Origin of the sequence: Leisingera sp. XS_AS12, from assembly GCF_041224635.1 — a bacterium.
Lineage (GTDB): Bacteria > Pseudomonadota > Alphaproteobacteria > Rhodobacterales > Rhodobacteraceae > Leisingera.
In genome coordinates this window covers 105,990-123,874 of the sequence record NZ_JBGFGM010000121.1, presented here as the reverse complement: position 1 = coordinate 123,874, position 17,885 = coordinate 105,990, and the positions used below count along the sequence as shown (strand labels likewise).

Annotated in this window: 20 protein-coding genes; 14 read left to right on the top strand and 6 right to left on the bottom strand. The window is 66.4% G+C overall.

Annotated elements, in window-relative coordinates; genetic code table 11:
- Nucleotides 1-69: 69 nt before the first annotated feature.
- Entirely contained in the window at nucleotides 70-309 is a 240-nt protein-coding gene (locus AB9K35_RS19945) for a DUF6868 family protein (RefSeq protein WP_222454718.1), read from the bottom strand.
- Nucleotides 310-549: 240 nt separating this feature from the next.
- Between AB9K35_RS19945 and pyk the strand changes: the two genes are divergently transcribed.
- From pyk to AB9K35_RS19885, 12 genes are all read left to right on the top strand, one after another.
- Complete coding sequence (pyk, locus tag AB9K35_RS19940) at nucleotides 550-1,995, top strand: pyruvate kinase (protein ID WP_369928828.1); 1,446 nt, start codon at nucleotides 550-552, stop codon at nucleotides 1,993-1,995.
- Between the two features lie 41 nt (nucleotides 1,996-2,036).
- Entirely contained in the window at nucleotides 2,037-2,258 is a 222-nt protein-coding gene (locus tag AB9K35_RS19935; RefSeq protein ID WP_369928826.1) for a hypothetical protein, read from the top strand.
- A gap of 116 nt (nucleotides 2,259-2,374) precedes the next feature.
- The gene (gene rpmI / locus AB9K35_RS19930; RefSeq protein WP_222454721.1) at nucleotides 2,375-2,575 is read left to right on the top strand and encodes a 50S ribosomal protein L35; all 201 of its coding nucleotides are present in this window, start codon (nucleotides 2,375-2,377) and stop codon (nucleotides 2,573-2,575) included.
- 14 nt (nucleotides 2,576-2,589) lie between these two features.
- Nucleotides 2,590-2,955, top strand: coding sequence for a 50S ribosomal protein L20 (rplT, locus tag AB9K35_RS19925; protein ID WP_008206278.1), 366 nt, complete (start codon nucleotides 2,590-2,592; stop codon nucleotides 2,953-2,955).
- A gap of 148 nt (nucleotides 2,956-3,103) precedes the next feature.
- A complete protein-coding gene (locus AB9K35_RS19920; protein ID WP_369928824.1) occupies nucleotides 3,104-4,189 on the top strand; it encodes a sensor histidine kinase in 1,086 nt (361 codons plus the stop codon).
- Between the two features lie 194 nt (nucleotides 4,190-4,383).
- Complete coding sequence (locus tag AB9K35_RS19915; RefSeq protein WP_369928871.1) at nucleotides 4,384-5,088, top strand: glutaredoxin family protein; 705 nt, start codon at nucleotides 4,384-4,386, stop codon at nucleotides 5,086-5,088.
- Nucleotides 5,089-5,218: 130 nt separating this feature from the next.
- A complete protein-coding gene (gene pheS / locus AB9K35_RS19910) occupies nucleotides 5,219-6,292 on the top strand; it encodes a phenylalanine--tRNA ligase subunit alpha (protein ID WP_369928821.1) in 1,074 nt (357 codons plus the stop codon).
- Nucleotides 6,293-6,309: 17 nt separating this feature from the next.
- Nucleotides 6,310-6,588: a YrhK family protein gene (locus tag AB9K35_RS19905; RefSeq protein WP_222454725.1), complete on the top strand. Its 279-nt coding sequence runs from the start codon at nucleotides 6,310-6,312 to the stop codon at nucleotides 6,586-6,588.
- Between the two features lie 4 nt (nucleotides 6,589-6,592).
- The gene (pheT, locus tag AB9K35_RS19900) at nucleotides 6,593-8,989 is read left to right on the top strand and encodes a phenylalanine--tRNA ligase subunit beta (RefSeq protein ID WP_369928819.1); all 2,397 of its coding nucleotides are present in this window, start codon (nucleotides 6,593-6,595) and stop codon (nucleotides 8,987-8,989) included.
- Between the two features lie 265 nt (nucleotides 8,990-9,254).
- Nucleotides 9,255-9,704, top strand: a complete 450-nt coding sequence (locus tag AB9K35_RS19895; RefSeq protein WP_369928817.1) for a YtoQ family protein — start codon at nucleotides 9,255-9,257, stop codon at nucleotides 9,702-9,704.
- Complete coding sequence (locus AB9K35_RS19890) at nucleotides 9,701-10,237, top strand: GNAT family N-acetyltransferase (RefSeq protein ID WP_369928815.1); 537 nt, start codon at nucleotides 9,701-9,703, stop codon at nucleotides 10,235-10,237. The genes AB9K35_RS19895 and AB9K35_RS19890 overlap by 4 nt, the downstream gene beginning before the upstream one ends.
- 130 nt (nucleotides 10,238-10,367) lie before the next feature.
- The gene (locus AB9K35_RS19885; protein ID WP_222454729.1) at nucleotides 10,368-10,916 is read left to right on the top strand and encodes a hypothetical protein; all 549 of its coding nucleotides are present in this window, start codon (nucleotides 10,368-10,370) and stop codon (nucleotides 10,914-10,916) included.
- Between the two features lie 87 nt (nucleotides 10,917-11,003).
- On the opposite strand, the gene AB9K35_RS19880 is transcribed toward AB9K35_RS19885, so the two are convergent.
- Nucleotides 11,004-11,810, bottom strand: coding sequence for a mechanosensitive ion channel family protein (locus AB9K35_RS19880; RefSeq protein WP_369928812.1), 807 nt, complete (start codon nucleotides 11,808-11,810; stop codon nucleotides 11,004-11,006).
- Between the two features lie 244 nt (nucleotides 11,811-12,054).
- Between AB9K35_RS19880 and AB9K35_RS19875 the strand changes: the two genes are divergently transcribed.
- On the top strand, nucleotides 12,055-13,677 hold the full coding sequence (locus tag AB9K35_RS19875) for a GMC family oxidoreductase (RefSeq protein ID WP_369928810.1): 1,623 nt from the start codon (nucleotides 12,055-12,057) through the stop codon (nucleotides 13,675-13,677).
- A gap of 18 nt (nucleotides 13,678-13,695) precedes the next feature.
- Here the strand turns inward: AB9K35_RS19875 and AB9K35_RS19870 are convergent, their stop codons facing one another.
- The 4 genes from AB9K35_RS19870 to ald form a co-directional block, all read right to left on the bottom strand.
- A complete protein-coding gene (locus AB9K35_RS19870; RefSeq protein ID WP_369928808.1) occupies nucleotides 13,696-14,451 on the bottom strand; it encodes a sulfite exporter TauE/SafE family protein in 756 nt (251 codons plus the stop codon).
- Nucleotides 14,448-14,687, bottom strand: coding sequence for a hypothetical protein (locus tag AB9K35_RS19865; protein WP_369928806.1), 240 nt, complete (start codon nucleotides 14,685-14,687; stop codon nucleotides 14,448-14,450). Before AB9K35_RS19865 ends, AB9K35_RS19870 begins: the two co-directional genes overlap by 4 nt.
- Nucleotides 14,688-14,876: 189 nt before the next feature.
- On the bottom strand, nucleotides 14,877-15,761 hold the full coding sequence (locus AB9K35_RS19860) for a hypothetical protein (protein WP_369928804.1): 885 nt from the start codon (nucleotides 15,759-15,761) through the stop codon (nucleotides 14,877-14,879).
- Nucleotides 15,762-15,989: 228 nt separating this feature from the next.
- The gene (gene ald, locus AB9K35_RS19855; protein ID WP_369928802.1) at nucleotides 15,990-17,108 is read right to left on the bottom strand and encodes an alanine dehydrogenase; all 1,119 of its coding nucleotides are present in this window, start codon (nucleotides 17,106-17,108) and stop codon (nucleotides 15,990-15,992) included.
- Between the two features lie 137 nt (nucleotides 17,109-17,245).
- Between ald and AB9K35_RS19850 the strand changes: the two genes are divergently transcribed.
- Complete coding sequence (locus AB9K35_RS19850; protein WP_222454736.1) at nucleotides 17,246-17,704, top strand: Lrp/AsnC family transcriptional regulator; 459 nt, start codon at nucleotides 17,246-17,248, stop codon at nucleotides 17,702-17,704.
- Nucleotides 17,705-17,885: the final 181 nt, after the last annotated feature.

Genomic DNA, 17,885 nt, shown 5'->3' with positions numbered 1-17,885 from the left:
CTGGCCTAGCAGCGGCGGGCGCGGCCGGCAATGGCCGAGCCGGGCGCGAGGGCAGGGCGGGGCGGTCGCTCAGATCAGCTGCAGGGCCAGCCACGGGGCCAGCGCGGTCGCCAGGATCACGATCTTGTAGCTGCCCAGCCAGCGGTAGATCGCCAGTCGCACAGCCTCCGGCGCCAAGCCGAACATCCGACCGTGCAGCCCGCAGATCCGGTCACGCAGCGCCAGCACCAGCAGCGCCGACAGGGTGAACAGGCCCAGGTGCAGCAGGGTCAGCCAGCCAAAGAAGGCCGAAAGCGTCTCATGGGTCATCGCGGCTCCTTTCTGCGGCAGCCCGGTTCTTTGGATATTGGGTGCCGGGCCTCCCTGTGCAACCTGCGCCGGTCCGCGGCGGGGAAAATCCCGCTGGCAACTGAAAAATGCCAAACTGTCATCCGCCTGATATGTTTTGCCGCAACCTGTTCGCAGCAGTTGCGCGGCGCGGGGAATTGGGAGATAAGCACCTCAGCGCTGTTTGCGTTAACATATGCAGCCCCGAAGGAGATCCGCCCCATGAAACGTTCGCGCAGTGTCAAGATTGTCGCCACCCTCGGGCCGGCATCGGAGACCTATGACACCATCCGCGCGCTGCATGAGGCGGGGGCGGACGTGTTCCGCCTGAACATGTCGCATGGCAGCCACGAAGAAATCGCCGAAAAGCACCGCATCATCCGCCAGGTGGAGCAGGAGCTGGACAGCCCGATCGCCATCCTCGCCGACCTGCAGGGGCCGAAGCTGCGTGTCGGCGTCTTTGCCAATGGCGCCGAGGAACTGGAGGAGGGCGCCGCCTTCCGCCTCGACCTCGACGAGGCGCCAGGCGATGCAACCCGCGTCTGCCTGCCCCACCCCGAGATCTTCCAGGCGCTGGAGCCGGGTGCGCATCTGCTGGTCAACGACGGCAAGATCCGGCTCAAGGTTGCCGACTGCGGCCCGGACTTTGCCGATTGCACCGTTGTCACCGGCGGCACCATCTCCAACCGCAAGGGGGTGAATGTCCCCGACGTGGTGCTGCCGCTGGCCGCGCTGTCGGAAAAGGACCGCGCCGATCTGGAGTTCGTCTGTGATCTCGGCGTCGACTGGCTGGCGCTGTCCTTCGTACAGCGCGCCAAGGACGTGTTCGAGGCCCGCCAGCTGGCCGATGGCCGCGCCGCGGTGCTGTCGAAGATCGAAAAGCCGCAGGCGGTCGAGGACTTTGATGCGATCCTGGACGCCTCCGACGGCATCATGGTGGCGCGTGGCGACCTCGGGGTCGAACTGCCGGTCGCCGCGGTGCCGCCGATCCAGAAGCGCCTGGTGCGCAAGTGCCGCGCCGCCGCCAAGCCGGTGATCGTGGCCACCCAGATGCTGGAAAGCATGATCGAGAGCCCGATGCCCACCCGCGCCGAGGTCTCCGACGTGGCCACCGCCATTTACGAGGGTGCCGATGCGGTGATGCTGAGCGCCGAAAGCGCGGCAGGCCAGTATCCGATCGAGGCGGTGCAGACCATGAACAAGGTCGCGATCGAGGTCGAGGCCGACCCGACCTATGCCCAGATCATCGCCGCCTCGCGCACCGCCAAGGGCACCACCGTCGCCGATGGCATCGTCGCCGCCGCGCGCGAGATCGCGGAGAAGACCGAGATCAAGGCGATCTGCTGTTTCACCCAGTCGGGCACCACCGCGCTGCTGACCGCGCGCGAGCGTCCCGGCGTGCCGATCATCGCCATGACCCCGGTCAGCACCACCGCGCGGCGGCTTTGCCTCAGCTGGGGCTGCACCTGCGTGATGACGCCGGAGCTGGACCGCTTCAAGGGGGCGGTGGTCAGCGCGGCGCGGGCCGCGCGGGCCAATGGCTTTGCCGGTGAAACGGATCAGATCGTGGTCACCGCGGGCGTGCCCTTCAACGTGCCCGGCACCACCAACATCCTGCGCATCGCACCCTGCGACGAGCGGTTGATTTACAGCACCGACCCGGAATAACATTTCCCTTACGTCAATGTGAACGTGAGGGGTGCCGGGGGATGGAGACGGATCTGCCGCTGGTCGCGGGTCTGGTCGTCGGGGCACTGTCGGTGCCGTCTGTGCTGTCGGCCGTCAGCGAACGCCGCCCGCCGCGCGTGTCGCTGCTGTCGATCCTCGTCGCCATCGCGCTGGTCACCTACGCGGTGATGTTCAAACCCGGCGGATACCGTGTCGCGGATGTGCCGGAGGTGTTTTTCCGGGTGCTGGGGCAGCTTTTCTAGAGAATCCGCTTGCCCCGCCGCGCCGCTTTGCGTATTGGGCACCCCTGTTCCGCGCGGCCGGCCATCGTGGCATGCCGAGTCGCGTGCCTAGCGAACCTGCATTGAAGGAGACGGAAATGCCCAAGATGAAGACAAAGTCGAGCGCCAAAAAGCGCTTCAAGATTACCGCCAGCGGTAAGGTGAAGGCGGGTCAGGCCGGCAAACGCCACGGCATGATCAAGCGCACCACCAAGTTCATCCGCGACGCCCGCGGCACCACCACCCTGTCGGCCCCCGACGCCAAGATCGTCAAGGGCTTCATGCCCTACGACCGCTAAGAGGAGATTGAGATATGTCCCGCGTTAAAGGTGGTACCACGACTCACGCCCGTCACAAGAAGGTCATCAAGGCAGCCAAAGGTTACTACGGCCGCCGCAAGAACACCTTCAAGGTTGCCCGTCAGGCCGTCGACAAGGCGAACCAGTACGCAACCCGCGACCGCAAGAACCGCAAGCGCAATTTCCGCGCGCTGTGGATCCAGCGGATCAACGCTGCCGTCCGTTCGCACGACGAGGCACTGACCTACTCCCGCTTCATCAACGGCCTGAACCTGGCCGGCATCGAAGTGGACCGCAAGGTTCTGGCCGACCTGGCCGTGCACGAGCCCGAAGCTTTCGGTGCGATCGTGCGCCAGGCACAGGACGCGCTGGCCGCCTGAGCTGCCAGCCACGTCTGAACATCTTCAAGGCCGCTCCATCCGGAGCGGCCTTTTTGCGCCGAACGGCCGCTTTGAGGGCCCATTTGGTTGCCAAGCCGGGCAAAGCCACCCATAGTCGCGCGATTGCTGACTTGGCTGGAGGCCGAAGATGAAAGCGACCCCTCACCCGCAGCAGGAAGACCGCCTTCTTGCCCTTCGTTCCTATGACGTCCTGGATACCGAGCGGGAGAGGGACTTCGATGAAATCGTCGAACTTGCCGCCGCGCTGTGCGGTACCGCGATTTCGGTGGTCAACCTGATCGATGCCGAACGGCAGTGGTTCAAGGCCGAGACCGGGCTGGGCGTGCGCGAGACGCCGCTGGAGACATCGATCTGCTCACATGTGATCCTCGAGGAGGATTTCGTCGAGATCAACGACACGCTGACCGACCCCCGCATGTGCGACAACCCCCTGTGCCTGGCGGAGCCGGGGCTGCGGTTCTATGCGGGCGCGCTGCTGAAGACGGCCGAGGGGCTGCCGCTGGGCACGCTCTGCGTGCTCGACTACCAGCCGAGGGAGCTGAGCGAGATCCAGCGCAACGCGATCAAGGTGCTGGCGCGGCAGGTGATGGCCCAGCTGGAGCTGCGCAAGTCGCTGCGCGCCGAAGCCGTCCTGCGCAAGGAGGCCGACCACCGGGTCAAGAACTCGCTGATGTCGCTGTCCGCCTTCGCGCGGTTGCAGCAGCGCAGCTATCACGCGCCGCAGGCGCAATCGGCGCTGGCCAAGGTCATCGCGCGCATCGACGCGATGAGCCGGGTGCATGAGCTGCTGTACAAACACGCCGAGCAGGGGCGCCTGTGCCTCAAGCCCTACCTCGAAGAGGTCTGTGCCCATACCGCCGAACTGGCGCCGCCACAGGTGGCGCTGACGGTGGAGGCCTGCCCGGTGCGGGTCAGCGCGCCCCAGGCGGTGGCGGTGGGCACCTTCGTCAACGAGTTCATTGCCAATTCCTACAAGCACGCCTTCCCCGACAACCGTCCCGGTGCGCTGCGCATTGCGCTGGACCTGCTCAAGGAGGGCCGGGTGCGGCTGCTGTGCGCCGATGACGGGGTCGGCATGCCGGCCGATTTCGGCCAGGAGGGCACTGGCCTCGGCATCAAGATCGCCGAGGTGGTAAAGATGGAACTGCAGGGCGAGCTGTCCTACGGCACCGAGGGGCCGGGGGTCACCGCGACGCTGCTGTTCCCGGTCTGAGGTGGTCAAGGCCGCCCGGACTCTCGGTGGACCCTGACGGGACACCGGGCGGAACCCGAGCGGCAGCCTCTGCGTTGATCCCGTGACCGTGCCGCAAGGTCAGCCCGGGACAAACGCAGGAGGACGCCGTGACCGCCACCACCCCTTCAGAGGCCAGGACGGAAACCACCGCCACCACCGCGAAGCTCTACCGCATGGACATGCCGGGGCATCTTTGTCCCTACGGGCTGAAATCAAAGGCCCTGCTGCGATGGCAGGGCCATGAGGTCGAGGATCACCTGCTGACCACCCGCGAGGAGGTCGACCGTTTCAAGCAGGAAGCCGGGGTGGAGACCACGCCGCAGACCTACATCGGCGGGACCCGGATCGGCGGCTACGATGCGCTGCGGAGCCATTTCGGCCTGCCGTTGCGCGCCGAGGGGGAGACCACCTACACGCCGGTCATCGCGCTGTTCGCGATGGCGCTGGGGATCGCGCTGGCGGCGCAATGGGCGGCCTTTGGCAGCCTCGCGGCGGGGCGCAGCCTGATCTGGTTCGTGGCAATCTCCATGTGTCTCCTGGCACTGCAGAAGCTGCGCGACGTGGAGAGCTTCTCCACGATGTTCCTGAACTACGACCTGCTGGCGCGCCGCTTTGTGCCCTATGCCTATTTCTACCCCTTCGCCGAGGGGCTGGCCGGCCTGCTGATGCTGGCGGGGATCATGACCTGGCTGGCGGCACCGCTGGCGCTGGTGATCGGCTCCATCGGCGCGGTGTCGGTGCTGAAGGCGGTCTACATCGACCGGCGCGAACTGAAATGCGCCTGCATGGGTGGCAGCAGCGAGGTGCCGCTGGGCTTCGTCTCGCTCAGCGAGAACCTGATGATGGCGGCGATGGGCGCCTGGATGCTGCTGGGCTGACCCCTCCCTGATCCTGTCCGTCACCGCCTGCGGCGCAGCGGGGTGACACATGCGGTGCCATTGCCCCCGCGCCCCTTGCTTTCGCCCGCCCTTGTGGTAGCAGGGCACAAGCAGAATTCGAGGGGCCGTGATGGACGATCTTAAAGCCAAATATCTGGGTCAGATTGCAGAGGCCGCCGACGAGTCGGCGCTGGAGGCGATCCGCCTTGCCGCTGTCGGCAAGAAGGGCGAAGTGGCGCTGAAGATGCGCGAACTGGGCAAGATGACGCCCGAGGAACGCCAGGTCGCAGGCCCGGCGCTGAACGCGCTGAAGGATGAGATCAACTCGGCGCTGGCGGCCAAGAAGGCGGCGCTGGAAGATGCGGCGCTGGATGCGCGCCTGCGCACCGAATGGCTGGACGTGACCCTGCCCAGCCGCCCGCAGCGCCAGGGCAGCCTGCACCCGATCAGCCAGGTCCAGGAAGAGATCACCGCGATCTTCGCCGAGCTGGGCTTCTCGGTCGCCGAAGGCCCGCGCATCGACACCGACTGGTACAACTTCGATGCGCTGAACATCCCCGGCCACCACCCCGCGCGGGCCGAGATGGACACCTTCTATATGCACCGCGCCGAGGGCGACAACCGCCCGCCGCATGTGCTGCGCACCCATACCTCGCCGGTGCAGATCCGCGCGATGGAGAAAATGGGCGCGCCCCTGCGCATCATCTGCCCGGGCGGCGTCTACCGCGCCGATTACGACCAGACCCACACGCCGATGTTCCACCAGGTCGAGGGCCTCGCGCTCGACAAGGACATCTCGATGGCGAACCTCAAGTGGGTGCTGGAGGAATTCGTCAAATCCTTCTTCGAGGTGGACGACGTCGAGCTGCGCTTCCGCGCCTCGCATTTCCCCTTCACCGAACCCTCCGCCGAGGTCGACATCCGCTGCTCCTGGCAGGACGGCACGCTGAAGATCGGCGAGGGCGACGACTGGATGGAGATCCTCGGCTCCGGCATGGTGCACCCCAAGGTGATCGCGGCCGGCGGCATCGACCCCGAGGTCTACCAGGGCTTTGCCTTCGGTATCGGCATCGACCGTCTGGCGATGCTGAAATACGGCATCCCGGATCTGCGCGCCTTCTTTGACAGCGATCTGCGCTGGCTGCGCCACTACGGCTTCCGCAGCCTCGACGTGCCGGCGCTGCATGGCGGGCTCAGCAGGTGATCCGCCGGGAGTGATCGATGCTATTTGACCGGGACCATCAAAGCGGCTCTGCCGCGAAACGGCGCAAGTACGCGGCCTACGAGATCGTCTACACGATCATCGATTTTTCTGCCGCCTTGTGCTTCGTTGTGGGGTCGGTCTTCTTTTTCGACGAAAGCCTGAAAACGGCAGGCACCTGGCTGTTCCTGTTCGGCTCCATTCTGTTTGCCGCCAAGCCCACGCTCCGCCTGGTGCGGGATCTGCGGCTGGCGGCGATGGGGGACGACGAGGATCTGGCCCAGAGGTTCAAGGACTAAACACATGAAATTCACGCTTTCCTGGCTGAAAGACCACCTCGACACCGACGCCAGCGTCGAGGAAATCACCGAAGCCCTGACCGATCTGGGCCTTGAGGTCGAAGAGGTCGTGAACCCGGCCGAGCGGCTGAAGGATTTTACCCTCGGCTATGTGAAACATGCCGAGAAACACCCCGACGCCGACAAGCTGCGGGTCTGCAAGGTGGACACCGACGAGGGCGAGATGCAGATCATCTGCGGCGCCCCCAACGCCCGCGAGGGCATCACCGTGGTGGTCTGCAAGCCGGGCATGTATGTCCCCGGTCTCGACATCACCATCGGTGTCGGCAAGATCCGCGGCGTCGAGAGCTTCGGCATGATGGCCTCCGAGCGCGAGCTGGAGCTGTCGGAGGAGCACGACGGCATCATCGAACTGCCCTCGGGCAACGTCGGCGACCGTTTCGTCGACTGGCTGGCGGAAAACGATCCGGCCAAGGTCGACCCGGTGATCGAGATCGCCATCACCCCCAACCGCCCCGATGCGCTGGGCGTGCATGGCATCGCCCGCGATCTCGCGGCGCGCGGTCTCGGCACGCTGAAAACCACCAGCTATGAATCGATCCAGGGCGATTTCGCCAGCCCGATCAAGGTGACCATCGACGAGGACACGCTCGACGGCTGCCCGCTGTTCACCGGCCGGGTGATCCGCGGCGTCAAGAACGGCCCCAGCCCGCAGTGGCTGCAGGACCGGCTGAAGGCGATTGGCCTGCGCCCGATCTCGGCCCTGGTGGACATCACCAACTTCTTCACCTTCGACCAGAACCGGCCGCTGCACGTGTTTGACGCTGCCAAGGTCGAGGGCGACCTGCGTGTGCACCGCGCCCAGGGCGGCGAGGTGCTGAAGGCGCTGGACGAGAAGGAATACACCTTTGAAGCCGGGCAGATGGTGATCTCTGATGCCAACGGCCCGGAAAGCATCGGCGGCATCATGGGCGGCGAGGCGACCGGCTGCACCGAGGAGACCGTGGACGTCTTCCTCGAGAGCGCCTTCTGGGATCACGTGCAGATCGCCACGACGGGGCGCGCGCTGAAGATCAACTCGGATGCCCGCTACCGCTTCGAGCGCGGCGTGGACCCGGAGTACACCATCGAGGGCCTGCACCGCGCCACCAAGATGATCCTCGAGCTTTGCGGTGGTGAGCCGTCCGAGATGGTGATCGCGGGCGACGTGCCGGACCATTCGCGCGCCTACAAGCTGGACGCGGGCCGGGTGCAGTCGCTGGTGGGCATGGACATTCCCGAAAGCGATCAGCGCCAGACGCTGACCCGTCTCGGCTTCCGCCTCGAGGGCAACATGGCGCATGTGCCCAGCTGGCGTCCCGACGTGCAGGGCGAGGCCGACCTGGTGGAAGAGGTCGCGCGCATTGCCTCGCTGACCAAGCTGAAGGGCAAGCCGCTGCCGCGGCTGACCGACGGCATCCCCAAGCCGGTGATGACGCCGCAGCAGCGCCGCCAGCAGATGGCGCGCCGCACCTGCGCCAGCCTCGGCTATAACGAGGTGGTGAGCTACACCTTCATCGACAAGGCCTCGGCGACGCTGTTCGGTGGCGGTGATGACGCCACCATGCTGGCCAACCCGATCTCGTCGGAGATGTCGCACATGCGCCCGGCGCTGCTGCCCGGCCTGTTGCAGGCCGCGGCCCGCAACCAGGCCCGCGGCATCATGGACCTGGCGCTGTTCGAGGCCGGTCCTGCCTTCCACGGCGGAGAGCCGGGCGAGCAGCACAACCTGATCTCCGGCCTGCTGGTGGGTCGCACCGGTCCCAAGGATGTGCACGGCGCCTCGCGCGCGGTGGACGTCTATGACGCCAAGGCCGACATCGAGGCGGTGCTGGCCGCCATCGGAGCGCCCGCCAAGGTGCAGATCCTGCGCGGCGCCGACAGCTGGTGGCACCCGGGCCGCCACGGCAAGATCTGCCTTGGCCCGAAAAAGGTGCTGGGCGTCTTTGGCGAGCTGCACCCCAAGGTGCTGAAGGAAATGGGCATCAAGGGCGCCGCGGTGGCCTTCACCATCTGGCCGGACGAGGTGCCGCTGCCGCGCAAATCCGGTGCGGCACGCCCGGCGCTGGCGATCAGCGACCTGCAGGCGGTGGAGCGTGACTTTGCCTTTGTCGTCGATGCCGATGTCGAGGCGCTGACGCTGGTCAACGCGGCGGCCGGTGCCGACAAGGCGCTGATCGAGGACGTGCGCGTCTTTGACGAATTCATCGGCGGCTCCTTGGGCGAGGGCAAGAAGTCCCTGGCCCTGACCGTGCGCCTGCAGCCGACCGACAAGACGCTGAAGGAAAAGGACATCGAAGCGGTGAGCGAGAAGATCATCGCCAAGGTGACCAAGGCCACCGGCGGCACCCTGCGCGGCTGAGGTCGCGTCCGGGGCTGTTGCTGACAGTCCCGGGATATGCAGTTTCTGCGTGGGCAGCGCTCCTTTCCGGGCGCTGTCCTTTTCATGTTCGCCGGGCAGCCATGCGGGCGGTGGACGCGCCGGGCGGCTTGGGGGATACTCCGGCCTGCTGTCGGGGCCGGAGCAGAGTGCCCGGACGGCAGGACACAGGATTATGTCACCCGGGCATGCGGGGCGGTCGATCTGTCGGCGCGCGCCTGCCGGGGGCCGCGAAAAGGAATGAACCATGGCATTGAACGTCTACCTCTCGGGCGAGATTCACACCGACTGGCGGGAGCAGATCATCGAGGGCGCCAAGGGGCTGGAGGTCAGCTTTGCTGCGCCGGTGACCGATCATGACGCCAGCGATGATTGCGGCGTCGCGATCCTCGGCGCCGAGGAGAACAAGTACTGGCACGACCACAAGGGGGCGATGGTGAACGCGATCCGCACCCGCAAGGGGATCGAGGACGCGGATGTCGTGGTGGTGCGCTTCGGCGACAAATACAAGCAGTGGAACGCCGCCTTTGACGCGGGCTATGCGGCGGCGCTCGGCAAGTCGATCATCGTGCTGAGCCCGCCGGAGCATCAGCACGCCCTGAAGGAGGTCCATGCCGCCGCCCTGGCCGTGGCCGAGGAGCCGCGCCAGGTGGTTGAGATCCTGACCTATGTGCTGACCGGAAAACTGCCTGCATGAGCCCCCGGAACCCGCCGGTTCTGGAAAGCGAACGGCTGATCCTGCGCCCGCATGTGGCGCAGGATTTCGACGCGGTGGCACGGCTTTGGGCCGACCCGGAGGTGGTGCGGTTCATCTCTGGCATCCTGGCCACACGCGAAGAAAGCTGGGCGCGGCTGCTGCGCTATATGGGCCATTGGCAGGCGCTTGGCTTTGGCTATTGGGCGGTGACGCTGCGCGATGGCGGCGACTTTGTCGGCGAGGTCGGCTTTGCCAATTTCCGCCGCGACATGCAGCCGGGCCTCGATGACGTGCCGGAGGCGGGGTGGGTGCTGTCCCCGGCCGTGCATGGGCGCGGCATCGCCAGCGAGGCAGTGGCCTGCATGCACCGCTGGGCCGAGCAGCACACCGACTGGAGCGAGACCGCCTGCATCTTCGATCCGGCCCATGAGGTGTCGCAGAAGGTGGCGCGGCGGCTGGGCTACACCCCGCGCCCCGAGGCGCGCTACAAGGGGGGCACGGTTCTCGTGATGGCGCGCCCGATCGCGCGGTAGGCGGTCCCTCGGCACCTTGGCCGCGCGGGCAGGTGGCAACCCTTCGTTAAGTCGGCTCGTGTAAACAACTGGCGCTGAACAACTTTCATTCTGGGATGGTGCCTGTGGCCGCAGGCATCGCAAAGCGCGTATGACCAACCGCCGAAGACCCGCCTGGCAGATCACCCCGTTGATCGAGGACGGTGGCCTGTTCAAACGGGAAGTCCGCGATGTCGCGGTGGAGCTGGTGCCAGTGTTCTGGCGCAACAATCGCAATGATCTTCTGGTGACGGGGCTGGTGCCGCCGGGCACCGAGATCGAAGTTGTCTTTGCCGGCCGGCGCACGCGGGAGGCGGTGTCGCTGGTCGACCGCATGAAACATCTGCGCCGACAGGGGCTGCGCTGTGCCGACAGCGGGCATGAGGCGCTGAACGCGGTGCGCCAGCTGCGTCTGGCGGTGCAGATCCGCGGCACCTGGCGGCTGCGGTTCGAGCGGGACGACAGCGGCTGGGAGGCAAAGAAATATCAGCTGATTGCCGCGCAATGGGCGTTTCACGACCTCGACGGCTTTCGTGTCGTGGCGGGCTGCCCGCCGGCCGAACCGGAACCGGCGCAGCGGTTGCAGGAGCGCGCCCGCGCCGAGCGGGCCCGGCTTGCCGCCCGCCGCAGCCGGGCCGCTGCCCCGCGCGACGGCGTCTGAACGCCGCGCGGCGGGGCTGCGCCTGCGCCGCCGGGGCGGCACGGGCCTTGGTCATGGTCGCGGCGAAGGTACCGGGACGCGGCGGGGTCAGCCCTCTTTCTGGATTTCCACGCTGTGCGGGTAGGGAATGGAGATGCCCTTGGCGTCAAAGGCTTCCTTCACGCCCTGGGTGAGGGCGAATTTCAGCTCCCAGAAATCTTCGGACTTGCACCAGACGCGGGTGGTCAGATCCACCGAGCTGTCGCCGAGGTTGGTGACCCGGACCCAGGGGGCGGGATCCTGCAGCACGCGCGCATCGGCGTTGACCTGTTCGAGGATGATCGCCTTGGCCTCGTCGGCGTTGTCGCCGTAGTCGATGCCGAATACGAGCTCGACGCGGCGGGTGGGGTGATGCGAGAAATTCTTGATGATCGCGCCCCAGGCCTGACCGTTGGGCACGATGATCTGCACGTTGTCGGCGGTGGCGAGTTCCGTGACGAAGAGGTTCAGATCCTTCACCGTGCCGGAGGTGCCGCCGATGTCGACAAACTGGCCGATCCGGTAGGGGCGGAACAGGATCAGCATGAAGCCGGCCGCCAGATCGCTGAGCGTGCCTTGCAGCGCGAGGCCGATGGCCAGGGTGGCGGCGCCCAGCATGGCGACCAGGCTGGTGGCCTCAATGCCGAAGATGTTCAGGACCGCAACCAGTACCACTGCCAGCAGCACCCAGCGGACCGCGCTGGCCGCGAAATTGCCCAGGGTCGGGTCGATCTGCGGGGTGTTGTTGATCCGGTTGCGCACCGCGGTGCTGATCCAGCCGGTGGCGATCCAGCCGAGGACCAGCACCACCAGTGCCTTCACCCCGCTCACCAGCAGGGGCCAATAGGCGCCTGCCTGTTCCATCATCTGTTCCATCTTCACTGTCCTGAATGGTTTTTCTCTGTGCGGCGAATGTTTCGGAAAGCGCCGGCTGTGGCAATAGCGCGCAGGGGGGAAAGATCGCCGTGGCGCGGCTCAACCACAGGTGGCCTTGACACCGCTGTGCCCAATCGGCAACGTGCCGACCCCCATGACGCGCGCCAGGCGGCGCTTTCCTGTTGCGCCGGGTGGGCCGACGGCCAGTATCGCTGGGGGGCGACCGTCAGGGAGGGATGACAGCATGGGGAAGGCCAACCCGCTCGAGGGGCAGTATGACTACATCATCGTGGGGGGTGGCACCGCCGGCTGCGTGCTGGCCAACCGGCTGAGCGCCAATCCCGCCAACCGGGTGCTGCTGCTGGAGGCCGGCGGGTCGGACAATTACCACTGGGTGCATATCCCGGTCGGCTATCTCTATTGCATCGGCAACCCGCGCACCGACTGGTTGATGAAGACCGCGGCCGAGCCGGGGCTGAACGGGCGCAGCCTGGTCTATCCGCGTGGCAAGGTGCTGGGCGGCTGCAGCTCGGTCAACGGGATGATCTACATGCGCGGGCAGTCCACCGACTACGACCAGTGGCGGCAGCTGGGCAATCCCGGCTGGTCGTGGCAGGACGTGCTGCCCTATTTCCTGAAGTCCGAGGACCACCACGGCGGCGCCAGTGCGCTGCACGGGGCAGGCGGCGAGTGGAAGGTCGCAAAACAGAAGCTGCAGTGGGACATCCTGCGCGCGGTGCAGGAGGGCGCGAAGGAGTTCGGCATCCTGCCGCGCGCCGATTTCAACGATGGCAGCAACGAGGGCTCGGGCTTTTTCGAGGTGAACCAGAAGAACGGCGTGCGCTGGAACACCGCCAAGGCCTTTCTGCGCCCGGCGATGAAGAGGGCGAACCTGCGGGTGCTGACCCATGCCGAGACCGCGCGGCTGACGCTCGAGGGTCGCCGCGCCACCGGGGTCGAATTCTATCGCGGCGGCCAGCTGCACCGGGTTGAGGCGCGGCGCGAGGTGCTGCTGGCGGCGGGGGCGATCAACTCGCCCAAGCTGCTGGAACTGTCGGGCATCGGCAATCCGGAGCTGTTGCAGCGGCTGGGCATCTCTGTCTGTCACGCGCTGCCCGCGGTGGGCGAGAACCTGCAGGACCATCTGCAGCTGCGCACCGTGTTCAAGGTGCGGGGCGCCAAGACGCTGAACACGCTGGCAAACTCCTGGACCGGCAAGCTGCGCATCGCGGCGCAATATGCCTGGAACCAGAGCGGGCCGATGTCGATGGCGCCAAGCCAGTTCGGCATGTTCACCAAGTCGGACCCCTCGCTGGAGATGCCGGACCTCGAATACCACGTGCAGCCCCTGTCCACCGACAAGCTGGGCGATCCGCTGCACCGGTTTCCGGCGATCACCGTTTCCGTCTGCAACCTGCGCCCGGAAAGCACCGGCAGCAGCCATGTCACCACCGCCGATCTGGCGCAGCAGCCGGAGATCCGGCTGGGATACCTGTCGGCGCAGGCTGACAAGCGTGTGGCCGTGGCCTCGATCCGGCAGGCGCGGCAGATCATGACGGCCCGCGCGCTGGCGCCCTATGCGCCGGAGGAGATCCTGCCCGGCCCGGCGGCGCAAAGCGATGCGGAGCTGCTGGAGCAGGCGGGCAATATCGGCACCACCATCTTTCACCCGGTGGGCACCTGCCGCATGGGCAGCGATGCGGCGGCGGTGGTGGATCCGCAGCTGCGGGTCAACGGCATCGAGGGGCTGCGCGTCGTGGATGCCTCGATCATGCCGCGGATCGTGTCCGGCAACACCGCCTCGCCGGTGGTGATGATTGCAGAAAAGGCCGCCGACATGATCCTGCGCCCGGCCCAGGCAGGCTAGCCGCTGCGGCAAGGGCGATCAGCCCAGGAAGAACAGCAGTGTCATCCCGAGGCCAATGGCGGTGACGAAGTGGCGCAGCAGGTCGGTGCGGTGAATGCGACGGCTGAGGCGGGCGCCGAGGTAGCCGCCGACGGTTGCGCTGATCGCCATGATCAGGGCGGGTTCCCAGGCGATCAATCCGGCGCTGATGAACATCGCCGCCGAGGCCAGTGAAACCACCGCCGACAGCAGGCTCTTGAGCCCGTTCATGCCGTGCAGGTTGACGTAGCCGATGAACCCGAAGATGGCGAGCAGCATGATGCCGAGGCCGCCGTTGAAATACCCTCCGTAGATCGACACCGCGGTGAGTGCGACCGCCGAGGCCACGGCGCCGACCTGGCCCGCCCCGTGGCGACGGGTAAGGCGCAGCAGGCGGGGGCCGAAGGCAAACATCAGCGTGGCCAGCAGCAGCAGCCAGGGCACCACCCACAGGAAGGTCTCACCGGGCGTCACGATCAGCAGCACAGCCCCCAGCAGGCTTCCGAGCGCGCCGATCAGCGCGATGGCGCGCAACGACAGACGGCCCTCGGCGCGCATGTCGTGGCGAAAGCCCCAGGCGCTGCTGAGGTACCCGGTCAGCGCGGTCAGCGTGGCGGTGGCATTGGCCGCAACGGGCGGCACCCCGATGTGGATCAGGGCGGGCAGGCTGAGGAAGGTGCCGCCACCCGCCACGGCGTTGAGCATGCCCGCGGCCAGCCCGGCGGCGGCCAGCAGCAGGGTTTCGGCGACGCTCATGTGCGGCGCCTGGATCTGTCCGCACCGCCGGGCTGGCCTGCGGACAGCGGCAGGCGGGCGCGCAGGCGCTGCATCAGGCTGCGGCGGTCGGGGTATTCCAGCACCACCGCCGCGGTGGCCTCCAGCGCGTGGCGGGCGGCGCGGGCGGCTTCGAGATCGCGGAACACCTGCGCCTCGGTGTCGGCGGCGGGCGCCTCGGTGCCTGCGCGGCGGGTGCTCTGGTGGGGTTCAGTCATGGCGCTCTCCTGGTCGGTCTCCTGGATTCTTGGAGAGCGCCTTTGTGCTGCGCCGTGGATTGGTCTGCAAATTGGCCTGCTAAAATTTCGGCGAGAGGGATGCGCGGGGCCGCACGAAAAATGGCCCCGCCGAGAGGGCAGGGCCATTTCGTTTCGGTCCCAAGAATGCGGTGGGGCGCAGGCCGACCCTTAGGCCAGGTCGATGTCCTCCACCTCGGGGTCGCTGTCGGCGTCGATCTCCGCGCTGCCGTCGTCCTCGAGGCTGAGCGCCGCCATCAGGTCTTCGCCGGAGGTCTCTGCCATGTCCATCAGCGCCTCGTCATAGGCGGCCAGCACGTCGTCGGCGTCCTCAAAGCCGCCTTCGGGGGCGTCGAGGCGGAACAGCTCCTGCGGGTTGCCGTCCGGGTCGGTGCCGTAGAACACCACGGATTCCAGCGCGGCGGGGTCGCCGCCGACCTCGTCCGAGAGGTAGAAGGACAGGTAGTTCTCGAAGGTCGGCTCGGTGCCCTCGGGCAGGGCCAGGTTGTTGTAGGGGTTGGGGTCGGGTTCCTCGTCCAGAATGTAGGCGCCGCTGAGCGGAAAACCGGTGTCGGAGAATTCTTCGCCGAAGAAAACCTTCTCATAGGTGGGCTCTTCCGGCTCCTCGGGTTCCTGCGGGTCGCCGCTGACGGCCTTGATCGAGCCTTCTTCGGTGGTGGTCGAGGTGGCGCGGATGCCGAAGATGCTGATGTCGTCCAGGCTGGTGGCGTCCAGCTCCACCGTCATGGTATCGCCGGTCTGCAGGTAGGTTTCCTTGTCCTCGCCCTCGGGGCCGAGACCGGGCCTGCTGAGCTCGGTGGCCGCGTCCCATTGCACCTTTTCGCCGTCCAGGCTGGCACCGTTCATGTTCAGCGGGCCTTTCAGCGATTCGCTGGAGCCGGAAAAATCCTCGTCGCCGAAATAGATCGCGTTCACGTCCATCGCGCCTTCGCCGACGGTGATGTCGGCGTAAAAGGCACCCGCTTCCTCGTAGACCGTGACGGTGTAGGCGAGGCCTTCCGCTTCATATGTAAAGACTTTTGTGTTCTCAGGCACTGTGTTTGATCCCCCATGGCCGGTAATCGTTGCGCGCGCCGCCTAAGGCCGACCTCCGTGGGGCGGCAAATCGCAATATGGGCACAATTTTAACAAACTTTGTGACGGTTCGGCGCGTGATGTGCGGAAACAATCGGCGGCGATTGTTGCGACCCTGGGGTGGTGGCCCGAAACGGGAAAGCCCCGCCTTGGGGGCGGGGCTTGGGAGGGGTTGGAAGGGGCGGTGCGTTACTGTTTGAGCGCCAGTTTCGGCGACAGAACGTCGATCCCCAGGGCTTCACCCACGGCGTAGTAGGTCAGCTGGCCCGCATGCACGTTGAGGCCGTTCAGCAGGTGCGGGTCGTCCTCGCAGGCCTGACGCCAGCCCTTGTTGGCCAGGTTCAGCAGGAACGGCAGGGTGGCGTTCCCCAGCGCCTGGGTCGAGGTGCGGGCAACCGCCCCCGGCATGTTCGCGACGCAGTAGTGCATGATGCCGTCGACCTCGTAGATCGGCTCGGCATGGGTGGTCGCCTTGGAGGTCTCGAAGCAGCCGCCCTGGTCGATGGCCACGTCCACCAGCACCGCGCCGGGCTTCATTTCCGACAGCTGCGCGCGGGAGACCAGTTTCGGCGCCGCCGCACCCGGGATCAGAACCGCGCCGATCACCATGTCGGCTTCGCGCACCAGCTCGGCGGTGGCGCCGGCGGTGGAATACTGGTTCTTGAAGGTGCCGCCAAAAACGTCGTCCAGGTACTTCAGGCGGTTCAGCGAGCGGTCCAGCACGGTCACATCCGCGCCCATGCCCGCGGCGATCTTGGCCGCGTGGGTGCCGACGACACCGCCGCCGATCACCACCACCTTGGCCGGGGCAACGCCGGGCACGCCGCCCATCAGCACGCCACGACCGCCGTTGGCCTTTTGCAGCGTCCAGGCGCCAACCTGCGGTGCCAGGCGGCCGGCCACCTCGGACATCGGCGCCAGCAGCGGCAGGCCGCCGCGGTTGTCGGTGACGGTTTCATAGGCAATCGCGGTGCAGCCCGATTCCAGCAGGTCCTTGGTCTGCTCCGGGTCCGGTGCCAGGTGCAGGTAGGTGAACAGCAGTTGACCTTCGCGCAGCATCTTGCGCTCAACCGCCTGGGGTTCCTTGACCTTGACGATCATGTCCGCGGTGGCAAAGATTTCCTCGGCGGTGTCGAGGATCACCGCCCCGGCCGCGGCATAATCCTCGTCGGTGAAGCCAGCGCCAAGGCCGGCGCCTTTCTGGATAACGACCTCATGGCCGTTGTGCACGGCTTCGCGAGCGGCGTCCGGGGTCATGCCGACGCGAAACTCCTGCGGTTTGATCTCGGTTGGGCAGCCGATCTTCATGGGATTTCCTCCGTAAATTGTGGAGGACATTTTGCCGCAGTTCCGACAAAATGTGCTGCTTTTTTAAGCGAAATAAAAACATGCCAATCGAAGATTCTTTGGTTAGACTGCCGGTCTAACGCAAGGATCTTCGACATATGGCGCTAGACGAAACAGATCGTCGCATACTTTCGGTTTTGCAAAAGCAGGGACGGATCTCCAACGCCGACCTGTCGGAACGGGTAAACCTGTCGGCCTCGGCCTGCCACCGGCGGGTGCAGCGGCTGGAGGCGGAGGGCTACATTCGCGAGTATGTCGCGCTTTTGGACGCGCGCAAGATGAACGTGCCGACCACGGTGTTCGTCGAGATCACCCTGTCGGGGCAGGCGGATGAGCTGCTGGACGCCTTCGAGAAGGCCGTGGCGCTGACCCCGGATGTGTTGGAGTGCCACCTGATGGCGGGCACGGCGGACTACATTCTGAAGGTGGTGGCGGAAAACACCGATGATTTCGCCCGCATCCACCGCCAGCATTTGTCGCGCTTGCCCGGGGTGGCGCAGATGCAATCGAGCTTTGCCCTGCGGACGGTGTTCAAAACAACGGCACTTCCGGTCTGATCCACCGGGATGCGGCCCGGGCGCCGGGGCGCCACGCTTTTGCGCTTGAACCCGGTCGGGATTTCCGCTGTCCTTGGGTCAGCCCCGTCGGACGCCCCGGACCCTGCGCCAAGCAGGGGAATCGTCCCGCGCCCGGCACTGCGACATCAAACCGTTACATGCCGTCCCTAAGGGCGGTGTC